The following is a 16,990-nucleotide window of genomic DNA, read 5'->3' as shown; positions in this document are numbered from 1 at the left end:
CCGCTCTAACCGTCGCCGCCTTCCAGCGGCGCGGGGGCCGTGGGCGCGCCCTTGGCCGATGCCTTGTCGGCCCTTGACCGGGGCTGGCGGCGCAGTTTGGACCACACTGTGCTCCACATGTGCTCAAGCACCGAGGGCAGGTTGATGCCATGCTTCAGGGCGTGGCGCACCGGCCCCACCGTGCCGGGATGCCGCCGCTTCAACCGGATGAAGAAGCGGCGCGCCCAGCGCGAATTTCGCAGTACCAGAATGAGTCCGGCGGCAAAGCCGACGACGCCGAAGGGGCCGGGAAGCGGGCCGCCGATCAGCGGGCCGAGAATCAGCAGCAGCCAACCTACGATGAGTTGGCCCCACCGCCAGACTTCGACCAGGAGCAATCTCGTCACAAACTTTCCTTTTTACCGGAGCATCTGAGATGCGAACGCGTTGAGGCCAATGCAAGGGCCAAGATGCAATGCCATGGCTTTACCAACCTTCAAGACGTCTTAGGCCACATTAGGTCTGAAAGGTTGCAAATCGGGGGCACGGACATGGCCATTCACCGCTGGCTGACCACCTGCGTGGGACTCATCGTTCTGCTGCTGGGAATTGGCCATGCGGCCATTGCCCGCGCCGCTGCTGAAATCCTGCAGGTGCGGGCCGCCGCGCATCAGGATGACGGGCCGGGCAACGAGACGTTGCCGCGCATCCGCATCGTCCTCGATGTAGCCGCCCCCCGCCCAGGCACGGCTTCCGCCGTGGAGATCAAGCCCATCCCGATCGACAGCGGCTCCGCCTGGGCAGTGCGCCTCAACATGCCCCTGTCCGGCCGGGCCGAAGCCCAGATCCGTTCCCTGCCCAGGCGCATTCCTGGGGTCGTATTCGACCTTGCCGGGGATGGCGCTGCCGGGGCTTCCGTGCTCACATTGCGGTTCGAGAAGCCCACCGCTCTGGCCCGCCACTTTGTCCTGCCTGGCCGCGGTGGTCAGCAGGAGCGCGTCGTGCTTGATTTCGTGCCCGATACCGCCCCGGCGCCTGTCGTTGCGACCCACGTCGCAGCGGAGGTCAGGGTCGCGCAGGCAGGGCAAGTCGCAGAGCAGGCCGCAAAGCAGACCGCAGAGCAGGCCAGGGCCGGCAGCCAGGCAGGAGCGGGCGCAGGCGCGGCCGCCCAGCGGCAGGCGCTGCTTTCCAGCCCCGCCATGGACTTCTCCGGGCCGAGCAATTCCGCACAGGCGGATACCACGCAGGTTGCGCTTGCCCAAACCCTGCCGCCCGAGGCCGGCGCGGCGCGGTCGCAGGAGACCCAGCCGGCACCGGGCGGAACCCCAGGTCAACCCCAAGGCCAGGAGCAGGGCGAGCCTGGCACGGTGCAGGGCACGGAACCGGGCGTGTTCGATGTCGGCCCGAGCGCGCCGCAAACGGGCGATGAGAACCTGCCGGGCACGCTGGAGGGCCAGGGCGCGCCGCAGGCCGGCACCCAAAAACAGCCCGCAGCGCCGGGAGGCGGGGAGGATTTGCAGGCGCAGGAACGGCGCGTGAACCTGCCCCGCCCGCAGGCCGAACCCGCCGGCGCCCTGCCCATGCGGAACGAGGACGAACTGCCGCCCCCGCCGACAGGCAGTTCGCCCCCTCACCCTGTGGGGCTTCTTCGAGGCGGAGGGGCGCTGGTTCCCGCAGGACAGCCGCGACGGCGCGCCCGACCATCTGATCGGCTCCATGGCCATGGAACCGACCATTGAGTACGCCTGGAAAGGCGGCAGCCAGTTCCTGCGCTTCACCGGCTTTGCCCGGGTCGACACGGTGGTTGAGAATCGCACCCATGCGGATGTGCGCGAGGCCAAGTATGTGGGCGTGTTCGGCCCGCTGGAGCTGACCGCGGGCCTGGATCGCCGCTTCTGGGGCGTCACCGAGGCCGTTCACCTTGTGAACATCATCAACCAGGTCGATACCCTTGAGGACGTGGACTTCGAGGACTACCTGGGCCAGCCGCTGATCTCGGCCGCCTACACCACGCGGTTCGGCACCTTCAGCGGCTTCTACATGCCCTATTTCCGCGAGCGCCTGTTCCCCACCGGCGAGGACCGGCCCAACCTGCCGGTACACGTCAACCGCGAGCTGACCCAATACGAATCCGGGGACAACAACTGGCATTCGGACTGGGCGTTGCGCTGGGCCATGGACGCCGGCCCGGTGGACCTGGGCGTTTCCTACTTCTCCGGCTTCTCGCGCGAGCCACGCCTGCTGCTTTCGTTCAACAGTTTCGGCCAGCCGCAACTCATTCCGCGCTACGATCTCATCGACCAGGTCGGCGTCGATCTGCAGGCAACGCTGGGCGCGCTGCTCCTGAAGTTCGAGGGCATTCACCGCTGGGATCCGGTGAACGACTACGCCGCCTTCGCTGGCGGCTTCGAATACACGCTCTACGGCGTCAGCGCCGCCGGGGCGGATCTGGGAATCCTGGCTGAATATCTCTACGACGAGCGGGGCAAGGGCACGCCGCTTGCCCCCGGTATTCCGCCCTTCTCCAACGTGTCGCCTTATGATGACGACCTGTTCGTCGGCCTGCGCTGGAGCGGCAACGATATCGCCACCACCGAGATTCTGGGCGGTGCGATCCTTGATCTGGACACCAAGTCCAAGGCGTTCGTGCTTGAGGCCTCCCGCCGCCTCGGGGCTAACCTGCGAATCAGCCTGGATGGCCGCTTCTTCACCAGCGTTTCCACCCGCGATGTGCTGTATCCGCTGGGCGACGACGACTTCCTCCAGCTCAAGCTGCAGTGGCACTACTAGAGAACGCCGGTTTCTCTCTGCAGGAGGAGCTTACCCCGCCTGCACCTCCCGCCTCGTTTATACGGCCGCGCCTGCCATCTTGGGCGCGGCCCTTCTTGCTCGTGAACACTTCTTGCTCATGAACAGGGACGCACCGGGCCGCGTCCTCGCGCGTCCCTGAAAACGAAATGGGGATTGTTAAGGGGCGAAGCGATGGGCTGATCCGCTGTCCCTTCCTATGCCGGGACTGCTGATGCCGGTTCGCCGGAGATGAGGCTCTCCGCCAGTGCGGGGAAGGAGTCGAACAGGGCGGCGGGCCCAAAGCTTTGCAGGAGCGCGGGCGTTGCGTAGCCCCACGTCACCGCGCCCGCCGCGACGCCGGCTTGCCCGGCGGCCTCGATATCCCGCGCTTCGTCGCCGATGGAGATTGTTGCTTCCGCCGGGATGCCGGTGCGGCGCAGCACGCGCCTGAACTTGGCGGCCTTGCCGAACAGCGAGGCGCCGCATTCGTAGGTTTCCACCAGCGCCGCAATCTCCGCCCCCAGCACCCGGCGGATGGTCGCCTCCGTGTTGGAGCTGACGATGGCAATGCCGATTCCAGCCGCGCGCAGGCGGATGAGGGCATCCCCAACGCCGGGGAACAACCGGAGCGACCCCGCATCCTCGGCCGACAGACGGCGTATGTATGCCGCGATCATCGGCATCTTCCACATCGGCACCCGGAGGTAGCGGATAATCTCCCGGTTGCTGCGCCCGCGCAGCATCGCCACTTCCTCGCCAGACAGCGTCCGGAAACCGAAGCGTAGGGCGGCCTTGTTCAAGGCGGCGATGAACCAATCGGCGCTGTCGGCCAGAGTGCCGTCGAAGTCGAAGATCACAAGCCTGTAGGTCATGGGCGGTCTGTAACCGTTTGGATACGTCAAGAAAATCCCGTGCGTGGAGACGCACAAGCAAAAGACCCCTGCGTGGAGACGCAAGGAGGCGATGCCACTGGTTGGACGCCACTGGCTGAGCATCCCCCCTGCCGAAGGAAACATCCCTGCTCCTCACCCGATTCCGGCTTGCTTCCCTTGCGGCAGAACGCGGCCTCAGAGTGCGCCGCGCTGCCGGATATTCGACCATGGAATCGTTGCTCGACCGTTTCTTGGTTTGCACAGTCGGCCCCAACGAGAACAAAGCAGGGCGGGAGGCAGCATGGTCGCGCATGCGACAACGGTTGCGTTTCTGGGGTTGGAAGCGCGCACGGTTGATGTTCAGGTACAGATTGCGCCTGGCCTGCCCGCCTTTTCCATCGTGGGCCTGCCGGACAAGGCGGTGAATGAAAGCCGGGAGCGGGTGCGCGCGGCGCTGACCGCCATCGGCCTGTCGCTGCCGCCCAAGCGAATCACCGTCAACCTGTCCCCCGCCGACCTGCGGAAGGAAGGCAGTCACTTCGACCTGGCCATCGCCTGCGCCCTGCTGGCGGGCATGGGGCTGCTGGATGCCGAGTCCATCGCCCATCATGTCATCGTGGGGGAACTGGGGCTGGACGGCGGCATCGCCCCGGTGCCGGGCGTGCTGCTGGCCGCGATCCATGCTTCCTCCTGCAATCTCGGCCTCGCCTGCCCGGCGGCGCAGGGCAGCGAAGCGGCCTGGGCCGGTGCGGTGGAGGTATTGGCCGCCCCTCACCTGCTTGCCCTCATCAACCATCTCAAAGGCACCTGCCTGCTGCCCGCGCCTGCCCCCGGCGTTGCCGACGAGCCTGCCGGCGGACCGGATCTGAGGGCGATCAAGGGGCAGGAAAGCGCCAAGCGCGCGCTTGAGGTGGCCGCCGCCGGCAACCACAATCTGCTGATGTGCGGCCCGCCCGGTGCGGGCAAGTCCCTGCTCGCCGCCTGCCTGCCCGGCATCCTGCCGCCGCTCGACCCCGCCGAGGCGCTGGAGGTCTCCATGGTCGCCTCCGCCGCCGGGAGCCTGGAAGGCGGGCGCATCCGCCGCGCCCGGCCCTTTCGCGCCCCGCATCACTCCGCCTCCATGGCGGCGCTGACCGGCGGCGGCACCCGGGCGCGCCCCGGCGAAGTAAGCCTTGCCCACCTGGGCGTGCTGTTCCTCGATGAGCTGCCCGAATTCCACCGCGCCGTGCTCGATGCCCTGCGCCAGCCGCTGGAGACCGGGCGCATCACCGTCGCCCGCGCCCAGGCCCATGTCACCTACCCGGCGCGCATCCAGCTGATCGCCGCCATGAACCCGTGCCGCTGCGGCCATCTGGCCGACGCCGCCCGCGCCTGCGGCCGTGCCCCGCGCTGCGCGCAGGACTACCAGTCCCGCATCTCCGGCCCCATGCTCGACCGCATCGACCTGCACGTGGACGTGCCCGCGGTCTCCGCGCTCGATCTCACCCTGCCGCCGGCGGCCGAGGGCTCCGCCGAGGTTGCCGCCCGCGTGGCCGCCGCCCGCGCCCTCCAGCGGGAGCGCTACGAGGACCATGGCATCCGCACCAATGCGGAGGCCGACGGCCTGCTGCTGGAACAGGTGGCCGCGCCCGACGACGCCGGTCATCGCCTGCTGGTGCAGGCCGCCGAGGGCATGAAGCTCTCCGCCCGCAGCTACCACCGGGTGCTGCGCGTCGCCCGCACCCTCGCCGACCTCGGCGGCAGAGAGACGGTCTCCCGCAGTCACATCGCCGAGGCGCTGGGCTACCGCCCGCCAGGCACGACCGCCTGAGCCCGCCGCCCGCGCGCACAGGGCCCGAACGGCCAGAAGAAGCACGACGATCAGCACCCCTCTCATCCGCTTCGCCCCGGCCCACCCCCGCATTGTTGCCTCCTTCCGTCAAGCCATATGTTCTACATTTGTTCTAGGCAAACTTAACCATGCGGCGGCCGGGCCGGTCAATGGCGCCATGGTCGTAGATTCGGGAGGCTCGCGCCCGGTCCGGCTCGTCGCGTTAGGAACCGAAAACACAAGAAGAAACAAAAGTGTAGCAATAGACTAGGCATCTGTCGGTGCAGCTTACAGCGTAATACAATTGCAATATTTCTGTCCCGTATTTTCAATTGTTTAGTTTGTGGCACGACCGTTGCTTTTGCCCTCCTGCCTTTTCAGCGCAAGGAGAGCCGAATGTTTCGCATGTTTGTTTCCAGCGTGATTGTCGCAACCGCGATTGCCGCCGCGTCCGCCGCCTCGGCGACAGTGATTACCCCCGTCGGCGTCACCGCCTCCAGCGAGTGGGGCATCTGGGGTCCCACCCACTACCGGGGGATCAATGTCATTAACGGCAGTGGCCTTGAGGCCGGCCTGCATGATGGCGACTTCAACAACATGTGGCTGACGTGGGAGGGAACCTCCGCCACGCTGGATTTCGATCTGGGCGCGGACTACCAGCTGACCGGAATCAACATTTGGAATTACAACTCGGACATCGAGCTTGAGCGCGGCGCGCAGGACTTTGTGCTCTCCGTCTCGCTTGACGGCGTCGGGTACAGCCAGATCCTCGCCGGCAGCCTGTCGATGGGCACCGGCGGCCTCATCCCCGCCGAAAGCTTCGCGCTCGACGGCCTCGCCCGTTACGTGCGGCTCGACATTCTGAACAACCACGGCGGAGCCTGGGTCGGCCTCAGCGAGGTGAACTTCACCGCCGTGCCCGAGCCCGCCGCCCTGCCGCTGCTGGGTGCGGGCGTGGGGCTGCTTGGCCTGTCCCTGCGCCGTCGCCGCGCCTGAGCTTAACGGCCATCCACCGGGGCGGTGCCGCCAGGTGCCGCCCCTTGCAGCATCGCCTCCAGCGTCTCGTGGAAGCGGGCGACGTTCTGCTCCAGCCCGCCGAGCGTTACCCGGTCGATGGCCCCGGCCGCCAACCCCTGGTGGCAGAGCGTGGCGGCGCGGAAGTCCTCCGCCGCGAACACGCCGCCGTCCAGCAGCTCGAACGAGCGCCGCCAGTGGTCCTCCGCCTTCTCGTCCGCGGGCGGCTCGGGGATGAGCATGAAGTCCTCCACCAGCGTGCAATCGACGGCGCGCGGGTAGAGCAGCATGACGTTGATGTAATCGGGGCTGGCCACCACCACCGCGCCGGGCAGGATGCTGTAGGAGAAGGTGAGCAGTTGGCGCAGGTGGGTGAAATCCTCCGCGTCGCCCGCGCGCACATGATCCACCCGCCCCACCGCGTTGCGGAAATGCGGGCCGATGCGCTCGGTCACCGCCACCGCATCGGCGAAGAAGGGGGCAATGGTGTTCCGGTGCAGCCGCTGCACGTGGTAGGCCTCCAGGAACGCATCCATGATGAGCTTCCAGTTGGCGGCAACCTCATGGGTGCGCCGCGCGTAAAGGTGGTGCTCGCCCAGCCCCAGCGCGTCCAGATCCGCCGCCACGTCGCCGATGAAGCCGTCGAGATCGGGCGCGCGCGCCTCCTCCGGGCTCAGCACCGCCCAGATCAATCCGCCCCGCTCCGCCGCCGGCAGGGCCTTGAGGCCGTAGTTTGCCTTATCGAGGCCAAGGAAGGTCTCTTGGCGCGGCAGGCCGACGAGCCGCCCGTCGAGCCCGTAGGTCCAGGCGTGGTAGGGGCAGACGATGCGCGGGACTTTCTCCGGGCCCTCCGCCTCCACCAGCCGGGTGCCCCGGTGGCGGCAGGCATTGAGGAACACCCGCGCCTCCCCCGCCTTGTCCCGCGTCAGCAGCAGCGGCACGCCATAGCCGTCGTGCACCACTGCCATGCCCGGCTCCGGCAGCAGCGCCGCCGGCACGAGCGGCACCGGCACCCGGCGGAACAGCTGCGCCTCCCGCGCGAAGCGGGCCGGGTCGAGATAAACGCCCGCCTCCAGCGTGGCGAGCGCGGGCGCATCCTCCGTCTCCTGCCGCGCGATGCTGCGCGCCAGCGCCAGCTGGCCCTCCGTCGGCCGGTGGTGGAACACCCGGTGATGAGACGCAGACGCCATGCCTTGCCTCCCCTGCAAGCGGAAAAGCGCCCTGTGCCCGCAGTGTCGCCCCGCCCGATCCGCTCCGCAAGCCCGCCGTGCGCTACCCCCCGCATTTGGCCCCCGCTTTTGCGCCCCCCGCTTTTGCGGCGAAGCGCACCGCGGCCTCTTCCCCCGCACCAGGAGTCGCTAGGATGCGGTGCCATGACATCCCGTGCCGCGTCCTTCTCGCCCGTTGCCGCCGCCCGCGCGCTTGGGCTTTACCTGCGCCCCCGCCCGCTGGCCGCGTTTCTGCTCGGCATATCGAGCGGCTTTCCCCTCACGTTGCTGCTCGCCACCATGACCTATTGGCTGAGCAAGGTGGGGGTAGACAAGAAGACCATCGGCTTCGCCGTGGGGCTGACGACGCCCTATACCCTCAAGTTCCTGTGGTCCCCGCTCATCGACCGGCTGCGCCTGCCGGTGCTGGATGGCCTCTTGGGCCAGCGGCGCAGCTGGCTGTTCCTTGTGGGCTTCATGCTGATGGGGGCGCTCTGGCAGCTGGGCCACAGCGACCCGGCGCATGATCTCGCCCGCTTCGCCACCTGGGCGATCATCGTCTCCTTCCTCAGCGCCACGCAGGATATCGTGATCGATGCCTACCGCATCGAGATCCTGCCGCCCGAGCAGCTGGCGCATGGCACGGCGCTCAACCAGTTCGGCTACCGCACCGGCAATCTCCTCGCTGGCGCCGGCACCGTGTGGCTGGCGACCCAGCACGGCTGGGCGGCGGCCTACAGCGTCACCGGCCTTCTCGTGCTCTGCGGCCTGGCGGCGGCCCTGTGGGCGGGAGATACCGCGCACAGCCGCACGGTGGCGGAGGCGCCGCGCTCGGGCGAACCGGCGCTCGATCGCCTCGGCCGCTGGTTCAGCGATACGGTGATTGGCCCCTTCGCCGAGTTCTTCCGCCGCAACGGCGTCTCCGGCGCGCTGCTCATCCTCGGCTTCGTGCTCATCTACAAGCTGGGCGATGCCATGGCGAACGTCATGCTGAGCCCGCTCATCGTGGAGCTGGGCTTCACCGACGAGCAGTACATCGCCGCCAACAAGCTGGTGGGCTTCTGGGCGCTCATCGCCGGCACGGCGCTGGCCGCGCCCTTTCTCAGCCTTGTCGGCATGGGGCGCGCCCTCATCATCACCGGCGTCTTGATGATGGTGACTAACCTCGGCTTCGCGGCGCTCGCCATGACGGGCAACGATCCGGTCGTGCTGGGCCTCGTCATCGGGCTGGAGAATTTCTCCAGTGGCCTGGGGCTCACCGTGTTCGTCACCTACCTCTCCGGGTTGTCGAACGTCGCCTACACCGCCACCCAGTTCGCTTTGCTCTCCTCGCTGGCGGCGGTGGGGCGCACCTGGCTGTCCGCCCCCTCCGGCATTCTCGCGGAAAGCCTGGGGTGGGTCGGGTTCTATGTCTTCACCACTCTTATCGCCGTGCCGGGCCTTTTCCTGCTGTGGCTGATCTGGCGGCGGAGCAACACCGGCCAGCAACCCGTCTGACGCCGCTCACGCTTCGTTTCGGCGGGATTTGACACGACTGTCACATTTCGTGTTTAGATTCGCGTGCGGAGGGTCCCGGGGGCGGGTCCCGCCACGAAAAGGCAATCGCAAGAGGTTACATGACCTACCAGGCCTTCGGCATGACGGCGGTGGCTCCGGCCACGCTGGCTGCCTCCCCGTACATCCACAAGGCAGGACAACTGGATGTACGGCTCGCCACCTCGGAAGAGGAAATCGCGGCCGCCCAGGCGCTGCGCTATCAAATCTTCTACGAGGAAATGGGCGCGCGTCCGACGCCCGAGATTCTCGCCGCCCGGCGCGATATCGATGATTACGACAGCATCTGCGACCATCTCCTGGTGATCGACCATGGCTTGGACGGCAAGCCGCATGTGGTTGGCACCTACCGGCTGCTGCGCCAGGTGGTGGCGATGCAGCACCGCGGCTTCTACTCCAGCGCGGAGTTCGATCTCTCGCCGCTTCTGGGCCGCACCTTCCAGAACCGCATCGGCGAGGGCCGCCAGCTCCTCGAGCTGGGCCGCTCGTGCGTTGCCGCCAGCTATCGGAACCCGGCCACCATCAACCTGCTGTGGCGGGGCATCGCCTCCTACTTGCAGACCCACAACATCGGCTACATGTTCGGCTGCGCCTCGCTGCACGGCACGGACCCGGAGAGCCACGCGCTCGCCCTCTCCTACCTGCACCACCATCACCTGGTGCCGGAAGAGCTGCACGTGCGCGCCCTGCCGGAGCACTATGTGCCGATGGACCGGCTGCCGCTGGGCAGCTACGACATCAAGGAGGCGCAGCGCGCGCTTCCCCCGCTGGTGAAGGGCTACCTGCGGCTGGGCTGCCTGATCGGCGACGGGGCGTTCGTCGACCACCAGTTCAACACGGTGGACGTGTTCATCCTGCTGCCTGTCGAGCGCATCACCCGCCGCTACTCGACCCGCTACGCCGTCGGCGCCAACGACGCTGACTGATCGCCTTCTCCGGCCCGGCATCAGCCGGGCCGCTTCTGGTCCTTCCGCCAGGTGACGACGCGGTAAAGGTAGTAAAGCAGCCCGCTGCCCAGAATCACGTTGGTGGCAGGGTTCAGGTAGTCTGCCACGGCGTGGTAGTTGTTACCAAGGAGGTAGCCCGCGGTTGCCAGCGCAGCCGACCAGATCGCCGTGCCGAGGGCCGAATAGAGCAGAAACGGGCCGGGCTTCATTTCGAACAACCCGGCAGGCACCGAGATCAGCGTGCGGATGGCGGGCAACAACCGCCCGAAAAACACCGCCGAGGCGTTGTAGCGATCGAACCAGTCGTCGGCCTTGTCCACATCCTTCGGCGTCAGCGTCAGCCAGCGCCCATGGCGGGCGGCCCAGCGCTTCAGCCGCTCCTCCCCGGCATAGCGGCCCGCCAGATACCAGAACAGCGCGCCGAGCAGCGAGCCTGCCGTACCGGCGACAATCGCCCCGGCCAGGCTGAGGCTCCCCTGGCTGGCCTGAAAGCCCGCCGAGGGCATGATAAGTTCGGAAGGGATCGGCGGAAAAACGTTCTCAAGGAACATCAGCGCGGCAATGCCGAAGTAGCCGCCGCGCTCGATCAAGCCGGTCATCCATTCAAACATGCATCCGCCCTCTGGGGTTCTCATCGTTCATAACGAACCCGCCCGGCGAAAGGCTGCGTTTCAGGCCGGGATCAGCCCCGACTCTTCCAGCACCCGGCCCGCCACATAAAGCGAGCCGCAGACCAGCACCACGGGCGGGCGCTGCCGATCCGCCCCGTTGGCGATGGCTTTCAGCGCTGCCGCCACGCTGTCGGCGGGCTGGCCGGGCAGGCCGATGGCCTCGGCCATGGCGGCGAGATCGACGGGAGAGAAGTGCTCGTGCCCCTCGATCGGCACGGCGTAAAGCGCCGTCGCCCGGCTGGCGAAGGGACGCAGGAAACCGGCCGCATCCTTGGTGGTGAGCATGCCGACCACCAGATAGAACGGCCGCTCGGCGAGGTTGTGGCCACGGAAGCGGTCCGCCAGCATGCGCCCGGCGAGCGGGTTGTGCCCGCCGTCCAGCCATAACTCCGCCCCCTTGGGCAGCAGATCATAGAGCGGACCGGTGGCGATTCGCTGCAGACGGGCCGGCCAGTCCGCCCAGCCCAGCCCCGCGCGGAAGGCGGCATCGGGCACATGGACCTGGCTTTGATGGCGCAGCATGGCGATGGCGAGCCCGGCATTGTCGATCTGGTGCGCGCCGATAAGGCGCGGCGGGGTGAGGTCCAGCTTGCCGTGGCTGTCCTTGTAGTGAAAGGCGTCGTTGTAGAGGGTGGCGTCCCAGTCCTGCCCGCGCAGCACCAGCTTTGCCCCCGCCAGCCCTGCCACTTCGCCGATGCGTGCCGTCACCGTGCGCGGATAGCGGGAGAGCACCAACGGCACCCCCTGCTTGGCGATGCCCGCCTTTTCCGCGGCGATGTCGAGAATGGTCGAGCCGAGGAAACTGGTATGGTCCAGCCCCAGCTGGGCGATGCCGCAGGCGGCGGGCCGGCGCACCACGTTGGTGGCATCCAGCCGCCCGCCCATGCCCACCTCCAGCACGCAGGCATCGGCGGGCGTGCGGGAGAAGGCGAGGAAGGCGGCAGCCGTCAGGATTTCGAACACCGTGATCGGCGCGCCGTTGTTGATCTGGAGCACATCGCGCAGGGTCGAGACCAGCGTGTCGTCGTCGATCAGCTTGCCCGCCAGCCGGATGCGCTCGTTGTACCGCACCAGGTGGGGCGAGGTGTAGACGTGCACCCGCTTGCCCGCCGCTTCCAGACAGGCGCGCAGGAAAGCAACGGTCGAGCCCTTGCCGTTGGTGCCCGCCACGTGGAAGACCGGCGGCAGCCGGTCCTGCGGGTCGCCGAGCTTTGCCAGCAACCGGCGCAGCCGCTCCAGCGAGAGGTCAATCTCGCTGGGGTGCAGCGACCGCGCTTCGGCCAGCAGGGTCTCGACGACCGTATTGGGCATTCAGCCTGTGCCTCAGGAGGCGGCGAGCGCCGATTGGCGGACAGCCGGCTTGGGCAGCATCAGGAGGCCGATGATCCGGGCCAGCGTCGAGCGCAGGTCGCGGCGGTGCACCACCGAGTCCACCATGCCGTGCTCGTAGAGGTATTCGGAGCGCTGGAAGCCCTCGGGCAGCTTCTCTCGGATGGTCTGCTCGATCACGCGCTGGCCGGCAAAGCCGATGAGCGCGCCCGGCTCAGCCAGCTGGATATCGCCCAGCATGGCGTAGGAGGCGGTGACGCCGCCGGTGGTCGGGTCGGTCAGCACCACGATGTAGGGCAGACGGGCTTCCTTCAGCTCCTCGATGCCCACGGTGGTGCGCGGCATCTGCATGAGCGAGAGGATGCCTTCCTGCATGCGCGCGCCGCCAGCGGCGGTGAAGGCGATCATCGGGCAGCGGCGCTGGATGGCGGCGCGGGCGGCGGTGAGGAACGCCTCGCCCACGGCCAGACCCATGGAGCCGCCCATGAACGAGAAGTCCTGCACGAACACCACGGACTCAAGCCCGCCGATGCGGCCCACAGCCACGGCCACGGCCTCGTCCTGCCCGGTGGTGGCGCGGGCGGCCTTCAGCCGGTCCACGTACTTCTTCTGGTCCTTGAAGTTCAGCGGGTCCTCGGGCACCGCCGGCAGGGGCAGGCGCTCGCACGCGCCGTCGTCGAACACCTGGGAGAGGCGCTCGCCAGCTGTCAGCCGCTCGTGGTAGCCGCAGTTATGGCACACCGAGAGGTCGGCCAGGAAATCCTTGCGGAAAATCATCTTCCCGCAGTTCCGGCATTTGTACCAGAGGTTGTCGGGCGTATCCCGGCGCTCCAGAAACTTGTTCAGCTTGGGGCGCAGCCGCGTAATCCAGCTCATGCCAATTCCTCCTCGGCGCGTGCCGACCGGACCGCTTGCGCGAGAGACCGGACCAGCGTGGCCGCCTGTTCTGCAATGTTGGTGTCGCCCTGCTCCGCCGCCTTGCCGATGAGCGAGACGATGGCGGAGCCGACCACGACGCCGTCAGCCTGCCGCGCCATGGCGGCGGCCTGTTCCGGCGTGCGGATGCCAAAGCCCACGGCAACGGGAAGGCCGCTGGCCTGCCGCAAGCGCTGGACTGCCGCGCCCACGGCCTGGATTTCGCCCGCTGCGCCGCCGGTGATGCCGGCAACCGAAACGTAGTAGAGAAAGCCCGAAGCGCCGTTCAGCACGGCGGGCATGCGGGCAGCATCGGTCGTCGGCGTGGCAAGGCGGATGATGTGAAGCCCGGCTGCCCGCGCGGGGCCGCCCAGCTCCTCGTCTTCCTCCGGCGGCACATCGACAACGATGAGGCCATCAACGCCTGCGTCCCTCGCATCGCGCACGAACCGCTCGGTGCCGTAGGCGAAGATGGGGTTGAAATAGCCCATCAGCACGATGGGGGGTGTCGTTGTCGTTTGCGCGAAAAGCCCGCACCGCCTCGATCACCTTAGGCAGCGTCATGCCCGCCGCCAGCGCCCGCAGGTCCGCCGCCTCGATGGCGGGGCCGTCGGCCATGGGGTCGGTGAAGGGCATGCCCACTTCGATGATATCCGCGCCCGCCCCCGGCAGGGCGGCGAGGATTTCGGTGAAGACTTGCGGGTTCGGGTCGCCCGCCGTCACGAAGGTGACGAGGCCCGCCCGGTTTTCGGTGTGAAGCGCGTCGAAGCGCGCGGCAATGCGATCCGGGCCAACCATGGCTGCAACACTTCCCATTACAGCGTCACTCCCATCGCGTTGGCGACCGTGTTGATGTCCTTGTCGCCCCGGCCGCTGAGGTTCACCACCATCAGATGGTCACGCGGCTTGGTGACTGCGAGCTTGGCGGCCAAAGCAAGGGCGTGGCTGCTCTCCAGCGCCGGAATGATGCCCTCGTGCACCGAGCAGAGCTTGAACGCCTCCAGCGCCTCTTCGTCGGTGATCGGCAGGTACTTCACCCGATTGACCGAATGCAGCCAGGCGTGCTCCGGGCCAATCCCCGGATAGTCTAGCCCGGCAGAAATCGAGTGGGCCTCGGTGATCTGCCCGTCCTCGGTTTGCAGCAGGTAGGTCTTGTTGCCGTGGAGGACGCCGGGGCGGCCACCCGCAAGGCTTGCTGCATGTTCCTGGGTGTCCAGTCCGTGGCCACCGGCCTCGACGCCGTAGATTTCAATGCCTGCGTCGTCGAGGAAGGGGTGGAACAGGCCGATGGCGTTGGAGCCGCCCCCCCACCGCCGCGACCAGCGAATCCGGCAGGCGGCCTTCCGCCTCCATGATCTGCTCACGCGCCTCGTTGCCGATGACGGTCTGGAAGTCGCGCACCAGCTCGGGGTAGGGATGCGGCCCCGCCGCCGTGCCGATGATGTAAAACGTATCGTGCACGTTGGTCACCCAGTCGCGCAGCGCCTCGTTCATGGCGTCCTTCAGCGTCTGGCTGCCGGAAGTGACGGCCCGCACTTCCGCGCCCAGCAAGCGCATGCGGAACACATTGGGTTGCTGGCGCTCGATATCCCGCGCGCCCATGTAGATGACACAGGGCAGGCCGAAGCGGGCAGCGACGGTGGCCGTCGCCACGCCGTGCTGGCCCGCGCCGGTCTCGGCGATGATGCGCTTCTTGCCCATCCGCACGGCGAGCAGGATCTGGCCGATGCAGTTGTTGATCTTGTGCGCGCCGGTGTGGTTCAGGTCCTCGCGCTTGAAGTAGATCTTCGCGCCTTGTGCCTGGCCCGCCGTCTCCCGCAGATGCTCGGTCATCCGCTCGGCGTAGTAGAGCGGCGAGGGGCGGCCCACGTAATGCTTGAGCAGGCCCTCGAACTCCGCCTTGAAGGCGGGGTCGGCTTTGGCCTCGCGGTAAGCTTTCTCCAGGTCCAGCACCAGCGGCATCAGGGTTTCAGCCACATAGCGCCCGCCGAATTCGCCGAAGTGGCCGCGTTCGTCGGGTCCTGCGCGATAACTGTTGAGCTGAGCGGTCATGGGTTGCGCGCTGCCTTGATGAAGGCTTCGATCTTGGCCACCGATTTTACTCCCGGCGCGTCCTCGACGCCTGATGAAACATCCACGAGATGCGGCCGGGTGAGCCGAATGGCCTCGCCAACGCTTTGTGCATCCAGCCCGCCTGCCAGCCCCCAACGGGCATCCAGACGAAGGTTCTGCACCAGCCGCCAGTCGAAGCGGACGCCGGTGCCGCCCGGCACGGCCGTCTCGCCTGCTGGCGGTGTAGGAGGTTTCGCATCGAACAGCAAGAGATCGGCCGCGCCCGCGAAACCTTGCGCCGCCGCCACATCGGCGGAGGTGCGAACCCCCATGGCCTTCCAGGTTTCCAGTCCGAACCGGCGGCGAACCTCCGCCACCCGCTCCGGCCCTTCCTGCCCATGGAGTTGCAGCACATCCGGGCGCGCGGCGGCCACCACCTGCGCCGTCAGCGCGTCGGGCGCATCCACCAGCAGCGCCACCAGCTTCACCTTGGAGGGCAGGACGCCCCGCAGGCCGCTCGCCGCCTCCAGGCTGATGTTACGCGGGCTTTTGGGAAAGAACACGAAGCCGACGTGAGTCGCGCCCGCCCCCACGGCAGCAAGGATGCTCTCCCGCGTGGTCAGTCCGCAAATCTTGACGTCCGGTGCCATGGTTCAAGGTGCCTGCGTTAGCTGGCGATCGTGCTGGCAATCGCCTCGGCCGCTGCCGCGGGGTCGCCCGCTTCCGTGATCGGCCGCCCGATCACCAGAACGCTCGCGCCCGCCGCCAAGGCCTCGCGCGGGCCCATCACCCGCTTCTGGTCGCCCACCTGCGCGCCCGCCGGGCGAATACCCGGCACCACGGTGAACGCCTCCGGCCATACCTGCTTCACCAGCGCCACTTCCTTGGGCGAGCAGACCGTGCCGTCCAGCCCGCTGTCGCGCACCAGTTCGGCCAGCCGCGCCACCTGATCGGCGGGAGAGGCCGCAACGCCCACGGCATTGAGATCGCCCGCGTCCATGCTGGTGAGCACGGTGACGGCCACCACCTTGGGCGCCTCGACGCCCAGCTTCGCCGCTTCCTCTCGGGCAGCATTGCCCGCCGCTTCCAGCATCGCCCGGCCGCCGGTGGCGTGGACGGTTAGAATCGCGGGGCGTAGCGCCATGACCGAGCGCACCGCGCCCGCCACCGTGTTGGGGATGTCGTGAAACTTGAGGTCGAGGAACACGGGCAAGCCCGCTTCCTCGGCCACGCGGCGGATGCCCTCCGGCCCCACGGCGCAGAAGAACTCCAGCCCCAGCTTCAGCCCGCCCACATGCGGCGCGATGCGGCGGCCAAGGGCAAGCGCCGCGTCCACCTCGGGCACATCGAGGGCGCAGAAAATCGGATTACGCATCATAAATTCGCCGTTTCGCAGCGGATGATAAGGTCTTGGGCGCCTATGCCTCAGACGCCGGGCGGCATCGGCGCGGAACGCTTGGTCACCGGCTCGTCGTCCACATAGGCGGCGCCAGCGGCGGCCACGCGGGCCTTGAGCGCGGCCTCGGCTTCTTCCGGCAGCATCATGCGCTCACGCTCGCCCTTGATCTCGGCCAGCTCCAGCGCCCGCTGTTCGGCAAGCTGCTCGGCCCGCTTCACCCGGCGCTTCCAGCGCCAACGGTCGATCATGTGGGAGAAGGTCGGCGGCAGCGCGCCCAGCGCCAGGCAGATCAGCACCAGAAGCGGCAGCGGCATGACAAGCTGGGTGGGCGGGACCAGATTGATCGTCACCATCGACCAGTTCGTGGCCGCGAACCAGGCCAGAGCAGCCGCAATGACGAAGTAGAAAAACCAACGAAAGAACCGCATCCCGCGCCTCGAACTCCTGATA

Annotated in this window: 15 protein-coding genes and 2 pseudogenes; 6 read left to right on the top strand and 11 right to left on the bottom strand. The window is 67.8% G+C overall.

Annotation, left to right across the window (positions count from 1 at the left end; translation table 11 throughout):
• Nucleotides 1-5: 5 nt before the first annotated feature.
• Nucleotides 6-386, bottom strand: coding sequence for a hypothetical protein (locus L0C21_RS02670; RefSeq protein ID WP_259276890.1), 381 nt, complete (start codon nt 384-386; stop codon nt 6-8).
• Nucleotides 387-530: 144 nt separating this feature from the next.
• Here L0C21_RS02670 and L0C21_RS02665 point away from each other — a divergent pair, with 144 nt between their 5' ends.
• The gene (locus L0C21_RS02665; protein ID WP_259276889.1) at nt 531-1,718 is read left to right on the top strand and encodes a hypothetical protein; all 1,188 of its coding nucleotides are present in this window, start codon (nt 531-533) and stop codon (nt 1,716-1,718) included.
• Nucleotides 1,702-2,769, top strand: coding sequence for a hypothetical protein (locus L0C21_RS02660; RefSeq protein WP_259276888.1), 1,068 nt, complete (start codon nt 1,702-1,704; stop codon nt 2,767-2,769). Before L0C21_RS02665 ends, L0C21_RS02660 begins: the two co-directional genes overlap by 17 nt.
• A gap of 215 nt (nt 2,770-2,984) precedes the next feature.
• Here the strand turns inward: L0C21_RS02660 and L0C21_RS02655 are convergent, their stop codons facing one another.
• Nucleotides 2,985-3,641, bottom strand: a complete 657-nt coding sequence (locus L0C21_RS02655; protein WP_259276887.1) for an HAD hydrolase-like protein — start codon at nt 3,639-3,641, stop codon at nt 2,985-2,987.
• Nucleotides 3,642-3,942: 301 nt separating this feature from the next.
• On the opposite strand from L0C21_RS02655, the gene L0C21_RS02650 reads away from it, so the two are divergent.
• Nucleotides 3,943-5,451 (top strand): YifB family Mg chelatase-like AAA ATPase, encoded by a 1,509-nt coding sequence (locus L0C21_RS02650; RefSeq protein ID WP_259276886.1) that lies wholly within the window; start codon nt 3,943-3,945, stop codon nt 5,449-5,451.
• 396 nt (nt 5,452-5,847) lie between these two features.
• Nucleotides 5,848-6,447 (top strand): discoidin domain-containing protein, encoded by a 600-nt coding sequence (locus L0C21_RS02645; protein ID WP_259276885.1) that lies wholly within the window; start codon nt 5,848-5,850, stop codon nt 6,445-6,447.
• Nucleotides 6,448-6,449: 2 nt separating this feature from the next.
• On the opposite strand, the gene L0C21_RS02640 is transcribed toward L0C21_RS02645, so the two are convergent.
• A complete protein-coding gene (locus L0C21_RS02640) occupies nt 6,450-7,655 on the bottom strand; it encodes an aromatic ring-hydroxylating oxygenase subunit alpha (protein WP_259276884.1) in 1,206 nt (401 codons plus the stop codon).
• A 183-nt stretch (nt 7,656-7,838) separates the two neighbouring features.
• Here L0C21_RS02640 and L0C21_RS02635 point away from each other — a divergent pair, with 183 nt between their 5' ends.
• Nucleotides 7,839-9,170 carry an AmpG family muropeptide MFS transporter gene (locus L0C21_RS02635; protein ID WP_259276883.1) on the top strand — a complete coding sequence of 444 codons (1,332 nt, stop codon included), beginning with the start codon at nt 7,839-7,841 and terminating at the stop codon, nt 9,168-9,170.
• A 119-nt stretch (nt 9,171-9,289) separates the two neighbouring features.
• Nucleotides 9,290-10,153 carry a l-ornithine N(alpha)-acyltransferase gene (gene olsB / locus L0C21_RS02630; RefSeq protein WP_259276882.1) on the top strand — a complete coding sequence of 288 codons (864 nt, stop codon included), beginning with the start codon at nt 9,290-9,292 and terminating at the stop codon, nt 10,151-10,153.
• Between the two features lie 20 nt (nt 10,154-10,173).
• On the opposite strand, the gene L0C21_RS02625 is transcribed toward olsB, so the two are convergent.
• From L0C21_RS02625 to L0C21_RS02590, 8 genes and pseudogenes are all read right to left on the bottom strand, one after another.
• Entirely contained in the window at nt 10,174-10,785 is a 612-nt protein-coding gene (locus L0C21_RS02625) for a DedA family protein (RefSeq protein WP_259276881.1), read from the bottom strand.
• 60 nt (nt 10,786-10,845) lie between these two features.
• On the bottom strand, nt 10,846-12,156 hold the full coding sequence (locus L0C21_RS02620; RefSeq protein WP_259276880.1) for a bifunctional folylpolyglutamate synthase/dihydrofolate synthase: 1,311 nt from the start codon (nt 12,154-12,156) through the stop codon (nt 10,846-10,848).
• Nucleotides 12,157-12,168: 12 nt separating this feature from the next.
• Nucleotides 12,169-13,050, bottom strand: a complete 882-nt coding sequence (accD, locus tag L0C21_RS02615; RefSeq protein ID WP_259276879.1) for an acetyl-CoA carboxylase, carboxyltransferase subunit beta — start codon at nt 13,048-13,050, stop codon at nt 12,169-12,171.
• Nucleotides 13,047-13,887 (bottom strand): annotated as a pseudogene (gene trpA, locus L0C21_RS02610) (tryptophan synthase subunit alpha). Before trpA ends, accD begins: the two are co-directional and overlap by 4 nt.
• Nucleotides 13,888-13,904: 17 nt before the next feature.
• Nucleotides 13,905-15,141: pseudogene (gene trpB, locus L0C21_RS02605) on the bottom strand (tryptophan synthase subunit beta).
• The gene (locus tag L0C21_RS02600) at nt 15,138-15,791 is read right to left on the bottom strand and encodes a phosphoribosylanthranilate isomerase (RefSeq protein WP_259276878.1); all 654 of its coding nucleotides are present in this window, start codon (nt 15,789-15,791) and stop codon (nt 15,138-15,140) included. The pseudogene trpB and the gene L0C21_RS02600 overlap by 4 nt, the downstream one beginning before the upstream one ends.
• A 17-nt stretch (nt 15,792-15,808) precedes the next feature.
• On the bottom strand, nt 15,809-16,516 hold the full coding sequence (gene pyrF, locus L0C21_RS02595) for an orotidine-5'-phosphate decarboxylase (RefSeq protein ID WP_259278800.1): 708 nt from the start codon (nt 16,514-16,516) through the stop codon (nt 15,809-15,811).
• 50 nt (nt 16,517-16,566) lie between these two features.
• On the bottom strand, nt 16,567-16,968 hold the full coding sequence (locus tag L0C21_RS02590; protein ID WP_259276877.1) for a hypothetical protein: 402 nt from the start codon (nt 16,966-16,968) through the stop codon (nt 16,567-16,569).
• Between the last annotated feature and the right edge of the window lie 22 nt (nt 16,969-16,990).

The organism is Pedomonas mirosovicensis, from assembly GCF_022569295.1.
Taxonomy (GTDB): domain Bacteria; phylum Pseudomonadota; class Alphaproteobacteria; order Sphingomonadales; family Sphingomonadaceae; genus Pedomonas; species Pedomonas mirosovicensis.
Note: the sequence above shows the minus strand (reverse complement) of the source record. Positions and strands in the feature narration are given on the sequence as shown.